Annotated in this window: 14 protein-coding genes; 12 read left to right on the plus strand and 2 right to left on the minus strand. The window is 73.2% G+C overall.

Annotation, left to right across the window (positions count from 1 at the left end):
• Positions 1-93: 93 nt before the first annotated feature.
• Positions 94-1,152, minus strand: coding sequence for a LacI family DNA-binding transcriptional regulator (locus tag ACFWH7_RS05950; protein ID WP_378215547.1), 1,059 nt, complete (start codon positions 1,150-1,152; stop codon positions 94-96).
• 216 nt (positions 1,153-1,368) lie between these two features.
• Here ACFWH7_RS05950 and ACFWH7_RS05955 point away from each other — a divergent pair, with 216 nt between their 5' ends.
• The 11 genes from ACFWH7_RS05955 to ACFWH7_RS06005 all read left to right on the plus strand — a co-directional run bounded on the left by ACFWH7_RS05955 (position 1,369) and on the right by ACFWH7_RS06005 (position 11,928).
• Positions 1,369-2,607 carry an amino acid ABC transporter substrate-binding protein gene (locus ACFWH7_RS05955; RefSeq protein ID WP_378215548.1) on the plus strand — a complete coding sequence of 413 codons (1,239 nt, stop codon included), beginning with the start codon at positions 1,369-1,371 and terminating at the stop codon, positions 2,605-2,607.
• Between the two features lie 7 nt (positions 2,608-2,614).
• Complete coding sequence (locus ACFWH7_RS05960) at positions 2,615-3,499, plus strand: branched-chain amino acid ABC transporter permease (protein ID WP_024841626.1); 885 nt, start codon at positions 2,615-2,617, stop codon at positions 3,497-3,499.
• Positions 3,483-4,718, plus strand: coding sequence for a branched-chain amino acid ABC transporter permease (locus ACFWH7_RS05965; RefSeq protein WP_378215549.1), 1,236 nt, complete (start codon positions 3,483-3,485; stop codon positions 4,716-4,718). Before ACFWH7_RS05960 ends, ACFWH7_RS05965 begins: the two co-directional genes overlap by 17 nt.
• Positions 4,715-5,473 (plus strand): ABC transporter ATP-binding protein, encoded by a 759-nt coding sequence (locus ACFWH7_RS05970; RefSeq protein WP_378215550.1) that lies wholly within the window; start codon positions 4,715-4,717, stop codon positions 5,471-5,473. Before ACFWH7_RS05965 ends, ACFWH7_RS05970 begins: the two co-directional genes overlap by 4 nt.
• Positions 5,466-6,248, plus strand: a complete 783-nt coding sequence (locus tag ACFWH7_RS05975; RefSeq protein ID WP_378215551.1) for an ABC transporter ATP-binding protein — start codon at positions 5,466-5,468, stop codon at positions 6,246-6,248. Before ACFWH7_RS05970 ends, ACFWH7_RS05975 begins: the two co-directional genes overlap by 8 nt.
• Before the next feature lie 8 nt (positions 6,249-6,256).
• Positions 6,257-7,498, plus strand: a complete 1,242-nt coding sequence (locus tag ACFWH7_RS05980; RefSeq protein ID WP_378215552.1) for a Gfo/Idh/MocA family protein — start codon at positions 6,257-6,259, stop codon at positions 7,496-7,498.
• Positions 7,495-8,712, plus strand: a complete 1,218-nt coding sequence (locus tag ACFWH7_RS05985; RefSeq protein ID WP_378215553.1) for a dihydrodipicolinate synthase family protein — start codon at positions 7,495-7,497, stop codon at positions 8,710-8,712. Before ACFWH7_RS05980 ends, ACFWH7_RS05985 begins: the two co-directional genes overlap by 4 nt.
• A gap of 164 nt (positions 8,713-8,876) precedes the next feature.
• On the plus strand, positions 8,877-9,755 hold the full coding sequence (locus tag ACFWH7_RS05990) for a sugar phosphate isomerase/epimerase family protein (RefSeq protein ID WP_378215602.1): 879 nt from the start codon (positions 8,877-8,879) through the stop codon (positions 9,753-9,755).
• Between the two features lie 96 nt (positions 9,756-9,851).
• Positions 9,852-10,163 carry a hypothetical protein gene (locus tag ACFWH7_RS05995; protein ID WP_378215554.1) on the plus strand — a complete coding sequence of 104 codons (312 nt, stop codon included), beginning with the start codon at positions 9,852-9,854 and terminating at the stop codon, positions 10,161-10,163.
• Between the two features lie 138 nt (positions 10,164-10,301).
• Positions 10,302-11,231 carry a WXG100 family type VII secretion target gene (locus ACFWH7_RS06000; protein WP_378215555.1) on the plus strand — a complete coding sequence of 310 codons (930 nt, stop codon included), beginning with the start codon at positions 10,302-10,304 and terminating at the stop codon, positions 11,229-11,231.
• Positions 11,232-11,286: 55 nt separating this feature from the next.
• On the plus strand, positions 11,287-11,928 hold the full coding sequence (locus tag ACFWH7_RS06005; protein WP_378215556.1) for a hypothetical protein: 642 nt from the start codon (positions 11,287-11,289) through the stop codon (positions 11,926-11,928).
• Between the two features lie 10 nt (positions 11,929-11,938).
• On the opposite strand, the gene ACFWH7_RS06010 is transcribed toward ACFWH7_RS06005, so the two are convergent.
• Positions 11,939-12,481, minus strand: coding sequence for a winged helix-turn-helix transcriptional regulator (locus ACFWH7_RS06010; protein ID WP_378215557.1), 543 nt, complete (start codon positions 12,479-12,481; stop codon positions 11,939-11,941).
• A gap of 82 nt (positions 12,482-12,563) precedes the next feature.
• On the opposite strand from ACFWH7_RS06010, the gene ACFWH7_RS06015 reads away from it, so the two are divergent.
• Positions 12,564-14,045: an MFS transporter gene (locus ACFWH7_RS06015; RefSeq protein WP_378215558.1), complete on the plus strand. Its 1,482-nt coding sequence runs from the start codon at positions 12,564-12,566 to the stop codon at positions 14,043-14,045.
• The last annotated feature ends 88 nt before the right edge of the window (positions 14,046-14,133 follow it).

A 14,133-nucleotide genomic window follows, 5' to 3' on the forward strand; every position in this document is an offset into this window, starting at 1 on the left:
TCTCTCCCGCCCCCCCCCCCCCCCCCCGACGAGGACGTCGGCACAATACTAGCGGCCCCGCGGGTCGGCGGCCTACTACATACACTCCCCCACTCAGGGGGTGTCCGGGCGGGGTGGGGCCGTCGAGTCGCGGACGACGAGCAGGTGGTCGGTGCGCTTGCGGCGCGGGCGGCCCGACGGCGGGCGGAGCGCCAGCTCGAACGCCGTCGCGCCCATCTCGCTCATCGGCAGGCGCACGGTCGTCAGCGCGGGCGCAAGGTCCTGCGCGACCTGGATGTCGTCGAACCCGGTGACGGACATGTCGCGCGGCACGACGACGCCGCGCTCGCGCAGGAGCGAGAGCACCCCGGTGGCCATGGCGTCGTTGAGCGCGAGGATCGCCGTCGTGTCCGGGCGCTGGGCGAGGATGCGCTGCGTGGCGTCGCGCCCGCCCTCGCGCGTGAAGGGCGCGTGCACGACGAACAGGTCGTCCGGGTCGAGGCCGTGGGCCGCGACCGCGCTCCGGATCCCGGCGGTGCGGTCGGCGACGGTCGTGAGCCGCTCGGGGCCGGCGGCGATCGCGAGGCGGCGGTGGCCCAGGCCGAGGACGTGGTCCGTGAGGCTCGCGGCCGCAGCCTCGCTGTCCGGGAGCACGGCGTCGCTGTGCAGGTGGTGCCGACCGATGACGACGACCCGCCCCCCGGCCTCCTGGAACGCCTCGAGCTCGCGCGCGGCGTCGGCCTCCATCGCGGGCTCGACGTACCCGGACCCGGCGACGAGGATCACGCCCACGCGGTGCGCGCGCATGAGCCGGATCTGCGTGACCTCGGCGCTGGGCTCGCGCTCGGTGTGGCTGATCTGGACGCTCCAGCCGTGCTCGGTCGCGACGCGCACGACGCCGCTCGCGATCTCGGAGAAGTAGGGGTCGCCGATCTCGTAGACGAGCAGGCCGGCGACCGACGTGGTGCCGCCGGCGAGCGTGCGCGCGTGCGGGTTGGCGATGTACCCCATCTCCGTGGCGACCTCGCGGACGTGCTCCGCGAGCACCTCCGAGACGCCGTCGCTGCCCGACAGCGCGCGCGACGCGGTCGCGAGCGACACGCCCGCGCGCTCGGCGACATCGACCAGTCGCAGCGCGCTGCGGCCCTTCGTGGTCCGACCCTCTCGACGCACCCCTGCTCCGCTCTTCGTGCGTCGCCCGGTCGGCGGCCCGAGGGCCCTCCCCGACGTGACGCTTGCCACATCCGCTGTCCGCACCGTACTCTAGCGGAAGCGCTTACGAAAGCGCTTTCGCAAACAGGAAGTCTCGTACGGAGCAGTACGGCCTCAGGTCTTCACTACGACGAAGTAGGGAGAGTCACGTCCATGCATTCTCGGTCCACTCCACGGATGTCCACCCGCCTCCGCGCTCGCCGCGCGCTCGCCCTTGCGGCCGGTGTGTCCGCGACGGCGCTCGTCCTCACGGCGTGCTCAGGCGGGTCCGACGGCGAGGGCGGAGGGGGCGGGTCCGACGACCCGATCGTCATCGGCATCTCCCTCCCGCTCACCGGCGACTTCTCCGAGCCCGGCAAGGGCGTCCAGCGCGGCTACGAGGCCTGGGCGAAGTTCGTCAACGAGGACGGGGGCCTCCTCGGGCGGCAGGTCGAGCTCAAGATCCTCGACGACCAGTCCAACGCGGACCGCGTCGTGCAGGACTACGAGGCACTCATCGCCCAGGACGAGGTCGACCTCGTGTTCGGGCCGTTCTCCACGCGCCTGGTCGTGCCGAGCGCTCGCGTGGCCGAGGAGTACGGGATGCTCTTCGTCGAGCCGGCCGGCGCCGCGAACGAGGTGTTCGAGCAGGGCTTCGAGAACCTCTTCTACGCCGCTCCCGCCGTCGCCGACGACCACTACAACTACCTCGCGGACCACATCCTCGACATGCCCGAGGGCGAGCGTCCGCAGACCGTCGCGGTGGCCTCGATGGACGACCCCTTCGCCCAGGGCACGGCCTACGGCCTGCGCGACAAGCTCGCCGACGCCGGGCTCGACATCGTCGTCGACGAGGTCTACCCGCCCAACACGACCGACTTCTCCTCGATCGCCGCGAAGATCAACGACTCGGGCGCGGACATGGTCATCGGCGGCACGCAGTACCAGGACGCGGTGAACCTCATCGTGGCGCTGCAGCAGCTCAACTACCAGCCGCAGCTCGCGGCGTTCTCCACCGCGCCGACCAACCCGGAGTTCTCCGCGGCGATCGGCTCGAAGACCGAGGGCATCCTCTCGCCCACCGGCTACACCGAGACCGCGAGCTGGGAGTCCAACGTCGACTTCGTCGAGCGGTACACGGAGCTGCACGGCAACCCGCCCGGCGAGGACGAGGCCAACGCGTACACGACCGGACAGGTCGTCGCCGCCGCGGTCGAGGCCGTCGGGTGCGCCGAGCAGGGCGAGTGCCAGCAGGAGCTCATCTCGTGGCTGCGCAGCAACGAGGTCGAGACCGTCGTCGGGCCGCTGACCTGGGACGAGACGGGCAAGCCGCAGGGCGCCCACCTCATCCAGCAGTACGTGGACGGCGAGATCCAGATCGTCCTGCCGCAGGACGCCAAGGAAGCCGAGTTCGTCTTCCCCAAGCCGGCCTGGTGATCACCTCGTGACAGGAACGCTCCTCTTCCAGAGCCTCGTGCTCGGCGTGCTGCTGGGAGGGCTCTACGCCCTCCTGGCAGCGGGCCTCACCCTGTACTTCGGCGTGATGCGCGTCGTGATGATCGCCCACTCGGCGTTCCTCATCCTCGCCGCGTACCTCGCCTGGTTCTTCAACCAGCAGACCGGCATGGACCCGCTGCTGTCGCTCGTCATCACCGTGCCGCTGTTCTTCCTCGTCGGCGTGGGCATGCAGCGCCTGCTCATCACGCGCCTGCGGCCCGCGACGCTGACGATGATGTCCGTCCTCCTCACGTTCGCCGTCGCACTCTTCATCGAGGGCATGATCGGCTTCGTCTGGAGCGGCACGCAGCGGCGCATCCAGCTCCCGTACTCGGGCGCGAGCATCGAGTTCTTCGGCGCGCGGATCGCCGTCGTGAAGCTCGTGGCCTTCGGGCTCGCAGCGCTCTCCCTCGCGCTGCTGTACCTGCTCATGAAGCACAGCCGGTTCGGCCAGGCCCTGCGCGCGACGATCCAGCACCGCGAGGCCGCGCAGCTCGTCGGCATCAAGACCGACCGCGTCGCGGGCTACGGCTTCGGCCTCGGCCTCGCGACCGCCGCGATCGGCGGGACCGCGCTGTCGCTCGACGCGACGATCTACCCGTCGCTGCACTGGCACTGGATCGGCCCGCTCATGGCGATCATCGTCGTCGGCGGCCTGGGGTCCATCCCGGGCGCCGCGATCGCCGCCATGGTGCTCGGCATCGGCCAGAGCCTGCTCCAGGTGCCGCTCGGCACCACGTGGGCGCAGACCATCTTCTACGTCGCGCTGTTCGCGACGCTGATGCTGCGGCCCCAGGGATTCTTCGGAGGTCGCCTTGCCCAACGCTTCTGACACCCGTCCCGCGAGCCGCCGCGCGGCCGCTCGCGCGGTGCCCGACGGCGCGGGCACGGCCTCCGCTCCCGTCGCGCCTCCCGCGCGCCGACCCTGGGGCCGCGTCGTCCGCCTCGCCGCGCTCGTCGTCCTCGCCGTGCTCGTCCTGGCCTTCCCGACCATGGCGCCGAACGCCTACATCCTCTCGGCCGGCATCGTCGTGCTCAGCTACGCGTGCACGGCGACCGCCTGGAACTTCATGGGCGGCTTCACGGGGTACGTCTCGCTCGGGCACGCCGCGTTCTTCGGGCTCGGTGCCTACGGCACGGGCCTGCTGATCCGCGACCTCGGGCTCCCGAGCTTCGTCGCGTGGCTCGTCGCCGGCGCGCTCGTGCTGCTCATCACCATCCCCGTGGGGATCGCGGCGCTGCGCGTGCGCGGCGCGTCGTTCGTCATCGTGTCGATCTCGTTCGTGCTCATCCTGCTGCTCGTCTTCCAGGCGTGGGGCTCCTTCACGGGCGGGTCCGACGGCCTCGTCGTCCCGCGCCCGTTCCCGGACCTGCTGCGGCCCGAGCACCACCGCACGTTCTTCTACCTGTTCGCCGCGCTGCTCGTCGTCATGCTCGTCGCGTGGTGGGCGATCGACCGCTCGCGCTTCGGCACCGGGCTCAAGGCGATCCGCGAGGACGAGGACAAGGCCCAGGCGCTCGGCGTCCCGACGCGCAACTACAAGCTCGTCGCCTACGTCGTCTCCGCGACCTTCACCGGCCTCGCGGGCGGCATGTACGCCCTGTGGTTCGGCGACCTCGACCCGATCTTCCAGTTCTCCATCATGCTCGGCTCCTACATGGTGCTCATGGCCCTCTTCGGCGGCGTCCGGCACCTCTTCGGCCCGCTCCTCGGCGCCGTCGTCGTCGGCACGGGCCTGGAGTACTTCAAGCTCGAGTTCGGCGACACGCAGTTCCACCTCGTCGCCACGGCCCTGCTGCTCGGCGTCGTCGTCCTCTTCATGCCGGACGGGATCATCCCCGCGGCCCAGGCCCTCTTCAAGCGCTTCGGCCCGCAGGACTCCTCGATCCGCGAGATGACCGCGGCCGAGCTCCTCGAGCGCAACCGCGCGGCGGCCGCCGAGTCGACCGGGGAACCGGCCGCTGAGCCGACCGCCGCCGTCGCACAGAAGGGACAGCGCGCGGAGGGTGAGCCGACCGCGGAGGGCACGGGAGAGGAGAAGGACCGATGAGCACGACGACCGCACCCCCGACGACCCGCAACCTCGAGACCGTCGGCCTCACCAAGTCGTTCGGCGGCGTCCACGCCGTCAACGACGCGACGGTCACGTTCCACCACGGCAAGATCAACGCGCTCATCGGCCCGAACGGGTCGGGCAAGACGACGTTCTTCAACTGCGTGACGGGCATGATCAAGCCGGACTCCGGCACGGTCACGTTCCGCGGCGAGGACATCACGCGGCGTGCGCCGCACAAGATCGCGCGTGCCGGGATCGGGCGCAGCTTCCAGCTCTGCCGCGTGTTCCCGCGCATGACCGTCCTCGAGAACATGCTCGTCGCGGTCCGGCGCACGAAGGTGCGCGAGCTGCTCGCCGGGGCGCGCAACCCCGAGGAGATCGACAAGGCGCGCGCGCTGCTCGTGCGCGTCGGCATCGACCACCTGGAGAACGTCGAGGCGCGCAACCTGTCCTACGGGCAGCAGAAGCTGCTCGAGCTCGCGGGCGTCCTCATGGGCGACCCGGACACGATCATGCTCGACGAGCCGGCGGGCGGCGTGAACCCGGCGCTCATCGGGCGCATCGGGACGCTCGTGCAGGAGCTCAACGCCGAGGGCAAGACGTTCCTCGTCGTCGAGCACAACATGGACATGGTCATGAGCCTGTCCCACCACGTCATCGTGTTCGACCGGGGCCGGCCGATCGCCGAGGGCACCCCCGCCGTCGTGCAAGCCGACCCGCGAGTGCTGGAGGCCTACCTTGGTGTCTGACCCGACCCCCGGGACGGGGGCGAAGCAGGAGTACCTCCTCGAGCTGGACGACATTCAGGCCGGGTACGGCCGCGCGGCGATGGTGCTGCGCGGGCTGACCATCAAGGTCCCCGCGGCCACGGTCGTGTGCCTCGTGGGGCCCAACGGCGCGGGCAAGTCGACGGTGCTCAAGGTCGCGAGCGGGCTGCTCAAGCCGCGCTCGGGGCGCATCCTCGTCGGCGGCCGCGACGTCACGGGCCAGGGGCCGCAGGAGATGCTCACGTCCGGCCTCGCGCACGTGCTCCAGGGACACAGCGTGTTCCGCGAGATGACGGTGGCGGAGAACGTGCTCCTCGGCGCGTACACGCTGCGCGACAAGCAGAAGATCGCGGAGCGCGTGGCGTTCGTGCAGAACCTCTTCCCCATCGTGGGCGAGCGGTGGAAGCAGCTCGCGGGCCTGCTGTCCGGCGGGCAGCAGAAGCAGGTCGAGTTCGCGCGCTCGCTCATGGTGAGCCCGCAGGTCGTGCTGCTCGACGAGCCGTCGATGGGCCTCGACCCCAAGACGACGTCGACGGTGTTCGAGCAGGTCGTGCGCATGCGCGACGCCGGCGTCGCGGTCCTGCTCGTCGAGCAGAACGCGCGTCGCGCGCTCGAGACGGCGGACATCGGGTGCGTGCTCGACCTCGGGCGCGTGCACATCACCGGGCCCGCGCCCGAGCTCCTCGCCGACCCCCAGCTCTCCGAGCTCTACCTCGGCGGCCGGCCCGCCGAGCGCTCGCTCTCGCAGAACGGATGACCGCCCGCATGACCAGCCAGACCACGGACGCCGCAGGGGGCGACCGACCGACCACCCGTACGGTGCGCATCGTCATGAACGGCGTGACCGGGCGCATGGGGTACCGCCAGCACCTCGTGCGCTCGATCCTCGCGATCCAGGACGACGGCGGCGTCGAGCTCGACGACGGCACGCGCCTCCAGGTGGAGCCCGTGCTCGTGGGGCGCAACCGCGCCAAGCTCGCGGAGCTCGCGGCCCGCCACGGCGTCGCCGAGTACACGACCGACCTCGACGTGGCGCTCGCGGACCCGACGGCCACGATCTACTTCGACGCGCAGGTCACGTCGGAGCGCACCAAGGCGATCCTCAAGGCGCTCGCGGCGGGCAAGCACGTGTACACGGAGAAGCCGATCGCGGAGTCGGTCGCCGAGGGCGAGGAGCTCGCCGAGGCGGCGCGCGCGGCCGGGGTGATCCACGGCGTCGTGCACGACAAGCTGTACCTGCCGGGCCTGCTCAAGCTGAAGCGGCTCATCGACGGCGGGTTCTTCGGCCGCATCCTGTCCGTCCGCGGCGAGTTCGGGTACTGGGTGTTCGAGGGCGACTGGCAGCCCGCGCAGCGCCCGAGCTGGAACTACCGCGCCGAGGACGGCGGCGGGATGGTCCTCGACATGTTCTGCCACTGGAACTACGTGCTGGAGAACCTGTTCGGCCCGGTCGAGGCGGTCATGGCGAAGGCCGTGACCCACATCCCCGAGCGGTGGGACGAGCACGGCAAGCCCTACGCTGCGACGGCCGACGACGCGGCCTACGGGATCTTCGAGCTCGCCGGGGCGGACGGGCCGATCCTCGCGCAGGTGAACTCGTCGTGGGCGGTGCGCGTGGACCGGGGCGAGCTCGTCGAGTTCCAGGTCGACGGGACGCACGGGTCCGCGGTGGCGGGGCTGTTCGGATGCCGCATCCAGCCGCGCGCCCGCACGCCCAAGCCCGTGTGGAACCCGGACCTGCCCACCGACCAGGACTTCCGCGCCCAGTGGGAGCAGATCCCGGACAACCAGGAGTTCGTCAACGGGTTCCGCGCGCAGTGGGAGGAGTTCCTGCGCGACGTCCACGCGGGGCGCCCGCACCCGTACGACTTCGACGCCGGCGTGCGCGGCCTGCGCCTCGTGGACGCGGGGTACACCTCGTCGCGCGAGGGACGTCGGGTGGAGCTCGGCGCCTCGCCGCACCCCGGGTCCGAGGCCCTGGGCTCGGCGTCCGGGGCGGGGGCGTGAGCGGGTCGGGCGGGGTGCGGATCCCGCTGCCCGACGGCGGCACGCGCGTCGTCGAGCTGCGCGCGCCCCGGGAGTGGGTTGACCACCCGGGCCCGTACGCGTCGCGCGTCGCGTTCGCGGCGGCGCACGTCGTCGCGGACCCGCGGGGCGAGAACGTCCCCGGCGCGCCGGCCGTCGTCGACTGGGACTCGACCCTGGCGTTCCGGCGGCACCTGTTCCGCTACGGGCTGGGCGTCGCCGAGGCGATGGACACCGCGCAGCGCAACATGGGTCTCGACTGGCCCGCGGTCCAGGAGCTCGTGTCGCGGAGCGCGGCGCAGGCCCACGATCTCGGCGCGCGCATCGCGTCGGGCGCGGGGACCGACCACCGGGCGCCTGACGAGCTGCGCACCGTGGACGACGTGATCGCCGCGTATGCCGAGCAGGTCGAGTTCGTCGAGGGCACGGGGTCGCAGGTCATCCTCATGGCGTCGCGCCACCTCGCGCGCGTCGCGACGTCCGCCGACGACTACGTGCGCGTGTACGACGCGATCCTGTCCCAGGTGCGCGAGCCGGTCGTGCTGCACTGGCTCGGCGAGGCGTTCGACCCGAACCTGCGCGGGTACTGGGGTTCCGGGGACGTCGACACCGCGACGGCGACGTTCGTCGACCTCGTGCGGGCGCACGCCGCGAAGGTGGACGGGGTCAAGGTGTCGCTGCTCTCGGCGGCGCACGAGGTGGGGCTGCGCGCCGTACTTCCCGAGGGTGTCCGGTTGTACACCGGCGACGACTTCCACTACCCCGAGCTGATCCGGGGCGACGGCGAGCGGCACTCCGACGCGCTGCTCGGCGCGTTCGCGGCCGTCGCGCCCGCCGCCTCCGCCGCGCTCGCGGCGCTCGACGAGGGCGACCTCGACCGCTACGACGCCGAGATGGCCCCGACGCTCGCGCTCTCGCGCCACGTGTTCGAGGCGCCGACGTACTACTACAAGACCGGCATCGCGTTCCTCGCGTGGCTGTCGGGTCACCAGCCCGGGTTCACGATGGTGGGCGGACTCCAGTCGGCCCGGAGCGTCGTGCACCTCGCGCGCGCGTTCGAGCTCGCGAACGAGGCGCGCCTGCTCCCCGACCCCGAGCTCGCCGCGCACCGCCTCGGCCTCGTGCTCGCGGCGGCCGGGGTCGAGGTGCGTTCCGGCGCGGACGAGCCGGTCGCCGTCGGGCAGGGGGCCGCATGAGCACCGAGATCTCGGAGTTCCCGTCGGGCTCCCGCCGGCCGGCCTCACCGGACGACCAGGCGATCCCGGCGGCCGAGCAGGCCGTCTCGGCTCGTCCTGGTGGGGGGACGGACCCGGACCACCCGTTCGGCGGGGAGGTGGCGGGGGTTGACGTGCCGAGCGGGATGGCCGCGCGGGTGCCGACCCCGGCGCCCGGCGATCCTCGGCTCGCGCGGCTCTCGCTCAACCAGCGCACGACGGCGCACTGGTCGCTGCGCGAGGCGATCGACGGCTGCGTCGCCGCGGGGCTCCCGGCGATCGGCGTCTGGCGAGAGCCCGTCGCGGAGGTCGGGCTCGACACCGCGGTCAGGTGGGTGCGCGACGCGGGGCTGCGGGTGTCGTCCGTGTGCCGCGGCGGGTTCTTCACCGCGAGCGACCCGGACGCGTGCGCCGCGGCGCACGCGAGCAACCTCGCCGCGATCGCCGAGGCGGCCGCGCTCGGGGCGCCGACGCTCGTCCTCGTCCCGGGCGGCCTGCCGGACGGCGACCGCGACCTCATCGGGGCGCGGCAGCGGGCGGCGGACGCGATCGCTGCGCTCGCCCCGCACGCGCGCGACGCGGGCGTGACGCTCGGGATCGAGCCCATGAACCCGATCTTCGCGGCCGACCGCGGCGTCGTCTCGACGCTCGAGCAGGCCCTCGACCTGGCCGAGCCGTTCGCGCCGCAGGAGGTGGGCGTCGTCGTCGACACCTACCACCTGTGGTGGGAGCCGAAGGTCCACGAGCAGCTCGCGCGCGCGGGCGCCGCGGGTCGGATCGTCAGCTACCAGGTGTGCGACTGGATCACGCCGCTCCCGGCGGACACGCTCTTGGGTCGCGGCATGATGGGCGACGGGCACGTCGACTTCACGGCGTTCACGCGGTCGGTCGCCGCGGCGGGCTACACGGGCGACGTCGAGGTCGAGATCTTCCACGCCGACGTCTGGGCCGCGCCCGGCGCGGACGTGCTGGCGACGCTCGCCCGCCGGTACGTCGAGCTCGTGGAGCCCCACCTCGCCCGCTGAGCGGCGTCCGTGGCGACCGGCCCGGGGCGAGACCGCGGCGGCCGCTCGCCCGGCGCCGGGTAGGGTTCCCGGAGGCCCGAGCACGGAGGTGGACGGATGAACGGGGCGCCGCGGACGCGGTTCGTGGGCGACACGAAGCAGGCGCGCACGTACGCGTGGTTCCTGACCTTCGCCGCCGTCGCGCCGCCTGCCCTCGTCGCGATCTTCGTGCTCGGCTGGTACCGCGCGCAGGTGTACGGCTGGACGGAGAGCCTGCGCAGCTACCACGAGGGCGACCCGTTCCCCTGGGGCTGGGTGGCCGTCGGGGTGGTGGGCTGCGCGTTCTTCGCACGTCTCGCCGTCCGGCAGTGGCGCCGGTACCGCGAGCTCGTCGCCGACGACGTGCGCCGCGGCGCGCGCCGGCCCTGAAGACCATGGGGAGTGGTCACCATCGACGCCCGACCCCGCGTCTCCGTACCCTGTGGTCGGCGCCGGCACCGCGTGGCCGGGCGGGCGCCCGGTCCGGGCGCGCACGGGTGGTGGGCGGAGAGTGCGGAGAGGCGACGAATGAGCAGCGGGATGTACGGGGCCGACGTCGAGGCCTTGCGCTCGCTCGCGGGCCGGGTGGCGGACGGCGCGCAGGCGCTGGAGCTCGCGGCGGCGGCGATCGAGACGGCCGTCGGCGGAGCGCGCTGGGAGGGCTCTGACGCCGCGGAGTTCCGCACCGCGTGGACCGCGACGCTGCGGCCGAGCCTGACCGGGACCGCCGCGCTCCTCACCGACGCTGCCGACCTCCTGCGGGGCAACGCCGAGCAGCAGGACGCGACGAGCCGGGACGGCGGCGCGGGCGGCCCGGGCGGGCCGGGGTCGCCCGGCGGCCCCGGGAGTCCCGGCGGCCCCGGTGGTCCGGTCACGCAGGGCGGCGACGGCGGCCCTCCGGACTGGCTCGTCCCGCCGTCGTGGCTGTCCACGGACATGACCCAGGGCGGCGTGCTCAACTGGTTCGCGTCCCAGGGCGTCGACGCCTGGACCGCGATGAACAAGCTCGACGACCCGCTCAACGTGGCAGGACTCGCCGACAACCTGGCCTCCGCGGGCAAGGTGCTCAAGGGTGCCGGGTTCGTCTTCGACGGCTACTCGGTCTACAGCGGCTCGATGCAGGCCTGGGAGGGCTTCGCGGAGGGCGACGGGTTCAAGGGGACCGACGGCGTCATCACCGCCGGGCTCGGCGCCGCGGGCATCGGCGCGGCGATCTTCCTCGCGAGCAACCCGGTCGGCTGGGCCATCGCGGGCGCGGGCGCGGTGTGGGGCATCGCGACCCTGCTCTCCGGCGACGTGCCCGTGACCAAGCGCATCGCCGACGGCGCGGGCTGGCTGTGGGATCGTGGGGGCGACCTCGCCGACGGTGCCGCCGACCTCGCCGGCGACGTGTGGGACGCCGGCGGGGACTTCGTCGACGGAGCGACCGAGACGCTGAAGAAGGCATGGCCGTGGTGACCGCGGCGCACGCGCCGGAGCGCGGCCGCGGGCCGCACGAGGAGAGGGACGACCGATGACCACGCAGACCGGGGCGGCCGACCGTCCGGACGACGGGCTCATCGAGCTCACGGGGCCGGAGCTGCTCGTGCTCCTGTCCCTCAACGAGGGCCCCGCCGCCACGAGGACGCGCGAGACCCTGCGCCTGCCCGACGTCCCGGCGGACTCGCCCCTGCTCGCCGCGGGGCTCAGCTCGCTCGTCGTGCGGCGGCTCGCGCGTGTCGAGGGCGAGCTGCTCACGCCCGTCGGCAACGTCGTCCCGCTCACCCGCGTCCTCACGACCGCGACCGAGTGGGTCGAGGCGGCCGCGATCGCCGACGAGCGCACCAACGCCGCACTGCTCGTCGGCGCGCAGGCGGGTGCGGTCGTGCTCGAGCCGCGCCCGTTCGGCATCTGGCACGTGCGCCCGCTCCAGCTGGGCGACCCCCTGCCCGACGCGGCGTCGCGGTTCGTCCGGGCTGCGTTCGCACAGCTCCCGGGCCGGCCGTTCGGGGGGAGCATCAAGGTCGTCGACGCGTCCGGGGCCCGCACGGCCGCCGTGCGGGTCGAGGGCGACGGGACGTGGGAGATGACGAGCGGGGCCGCGGGCGAGGAGCCTGCGCCGTCGCCCGTCACGCCCGACCCGACGTTCGGCGTGCTCGCGACCGCGGTCGCCTGACCGGCGTCCCTCAGAGGTCGCGGAGCGACGCCTCGCGCTCGTCGTAGGCGCTGCGCGCGGCGGCGATGCGCTCCTGGTGCGCCTCGGTCCACACGACGAGCGCCTTGGTCGTCGCGTGCAGCGAGCGCCCCATCTCGGTGAGGGCGTAGTCGACGCGGGGCGGGACGGTCGGGTAGACCGTGCGCTCGACGATGCCGTCGCGCTCGAGCTGGCGCAGCGTGCGCGAGAGCATGCGCTGGCTGATCCCGTCGATCTCGCGCTTGAGCTCGGTGAAGCGCATGACGCGCCGGTCGAGCAGCGCGATCGCGAGCAGCGACCACTTGTCCGCGATCCGGTCGAGGATCTGCCGCACCTCGCAGTCCTCGCGCGCGTCCCACTGCCAGACGTCGACGTCGCTCGCCCACCGCGACGGCGGACGCGGGTCGCAGGCCTCGGCGGCGGCGGCGTCGACCGGTGCGCCGGGGTGAGCGACCTCGTGCGCGTCCGCGGGCCGCTCGCGCCCCGCCACGGTATCCCCGGTGATACCAGGTGCGCCGAATGTGCCGTCTTCCATGCCTCCTGATCCTGACCCACGATGGGCTCGGTATCAAGAGGTAACCGAGTACCGAGGGGTGCTCAGGAGGAAGGGGACGCTCATGACCGACACGACGGCGAGCCGCAGCCGCGAGGTCGCGCGGACTGCCGCACGCTTCAGCCTCCGGGACTGGGGGCTGCTCCTCGTGCTGTGCGGGGCGATCTTCCTCGAGGGCAGCGACATCGCGATGCTCTCCGTCGCGCTCCCGGGCATCCGCGCCGACCTGGGGCTCGCGACCGGTGAGCTGGGCGGCGTCGTGACGGCCTACGTCGTCGGGTACGGCGGGTTCATGCTGCTCGGAGGGCGCGCGGCCGACCTGTACGGCCGGCGCCGCATGTTCGTCCTGTGGCTCCTGGTGTTCCTCGTGTTCTCCGGGCTCGGCGGCTTCGCGACCGAGGGGTGGATGCTCCTCCTGTCGCGGTTCGTGACGGGCGTCGCGGCCGGGTTCCTCACGCCGGCGGGGATGTCGCTCATCACCACGTCGTTCGCCGAGGGTCCACGCCGCAACCGTGCGCTCGTCGTCTACGGCGCCGCGGGGGCGGCGGGCTTCTCGCTCGGCCTCGTCGTGGGCGGGCTCCTGGCCGCGATCCACTGGCGGTGGGTCTTCTTCGCCCCGGTGCTCCTCGCCGTCGTGCTCCTCGCGCTCGCCCTGGGCACGGTCCCGCGCGACGCCGCGGCCCGCGAACGCGGCGCGCTCGACGTCCTCGGTGCCGTCCTCGCGACGAGCGCGATGGTCCTGCTCGCGGTCGGGATCGTGCGCCTCGAGCACCCGGGCGAGGGGGTCGCGTGGACGGTCGCCGCGCTCGGTGGCGGGGCGGTGCTCCTCGGCGCCTTCGTCGCACGCCAGCGCCGGGCACCGCACCCGCTCCTCCCGCTGCGGCTCTTCCGCTCGGTCGAGCTCGTGCGGGCCAACGTCACGGCGGTGCTCTTCGCGGGCGGGTTCTACGGGTTCCAGGTGCTCCTCACGCTCTACCTCCAGGAGCTCCGCGGCTGGACGCCGCTCCAGACGGGGCTCGCGATGCTCCTCATGGCGATCGACGTCGTCCTGGCGCCCGTCCTCACGCCGCGCCTCGTGGAGCGCTTCGGCGTGCCGCGCGTGATCGTCGGGGGCCTCGTCGCCGGGACGCTCGCCGCGGCGTGGTTCCTCGCGTCCGGGCTCGACTGGACGTACGCCGTGATGGTCCCGTCGATGGCGCTCGTCGGGGTCGCGTTCGCGCTGGTCTACGGTCCGATCGCCATCGCCGCGACCACGGGCGTGACCGACGCGGAGCAGGGCGTCGCCGGCGGGGTGCTCAACACGGCGTTCCAGCTCGGCGCGGCGATCGGCATCTCTGCCGCGACGGCGGTCAGCGTCCTCGCGCTCGGGGACGGCACCGGTCCCGAGGCGGGTCTGTCCGCCTTCCGCACCGCGCTCTGGGTGCCCGTCGCGGCCTTCGCCCTCGCGGCGGTGGCGATGGGAGCGCCGCGCCGCCGTCGGGCCGTCGTCGAACCGGCCGCTCCCACTGCCACCGACACCGCGACCCCCGCCCCCGCCACCCGGTGAGGGGGGTGAAAATAATCGCGCGGGGCGGGGACAGACCCCCAAAGTAAAACACAAACAACCCCCGCGGGGCCGCCACAAACCCCCCGCG

The sequence above is a fragment of the Cellulosimicrobium cellulans genome (assembly GCF_042723955.1).
In the GTDB taxonomy this organism is placed as follows: domain Bacteria; phylum Actinomycetota; class Actinomycetes; order Actinomycetales; family Cellulomonadaceae; genus Cellulosimicrobium; species Cellulosimicrobium cellulans_H.

Bases quoted from the DNA above. Each gene is read 5' to 3' on its own strand.
- ACFWH7_RS06015 (WP_378215558.1), top strand. From the start codon at position 12,564: ATGACCGACACGACGGCGAGCCGCAGCCGCGAGGTCGCGCGGACTGCC.
- ACFWH7_RS05970 (WP_378215550.1), top strand. From the start codon at position 4,715: ATGAGCACGACGACCGCACCCCCGACGACCCGCAACCTCGAGACCGTC.
- ACFWH7_RS06000 (WP_378215555.1), top strand. From the start codon at position 10,302: ATGAGCAGCGGGATGTACGGGGCCGACGTCGAGGCCTTGCGCTCGCTC.
- ACFWH7_RS05990 (WP_378215602.1), top strand. From the start codon at position 8,877: ATGGCCGCGCGGGTGCCGACCCCGGCGCCCGGCGATCCTCGGCTCGCG.
- ACFWH7_RS05980 (WP_378215552.1), top strand. From the start codon at position 6,257: ATGACCAGCCAGACCACGGACGCCGCAGGGGGCGACCGACCGACCACC.
- ACFWH7_RS05955 (WP_378215548.1), top strand. From the start codon at position 1,369: ATGTCCACCCGCCTCCGCGCTCGCCGCGCGCTCGCCCTTGCGGCCGGT.
- ACFWH7_RS06010 (WP_378215557.1), bottom strand. From the start codon at position 12,481: ATGGAAGACGGCACATTCGGCGCACCTGGTATCACCGGGGATACCGTG.
- ACFWH7_RS05995 (WP_378215554.1), top strand. From the start codon at position 9,852: ATGAACGGGGCGCCGCGGACGCGGTTCGTGGGCGACACGAAGCAGGCG.
- ACFWH7_RS06005 (WP_378215556.1), top strand. From the start codon at position 11,287: ATGACCACGCAGACCGGGGCGGCCGACCGTCCGGACGACGGGCTCATC.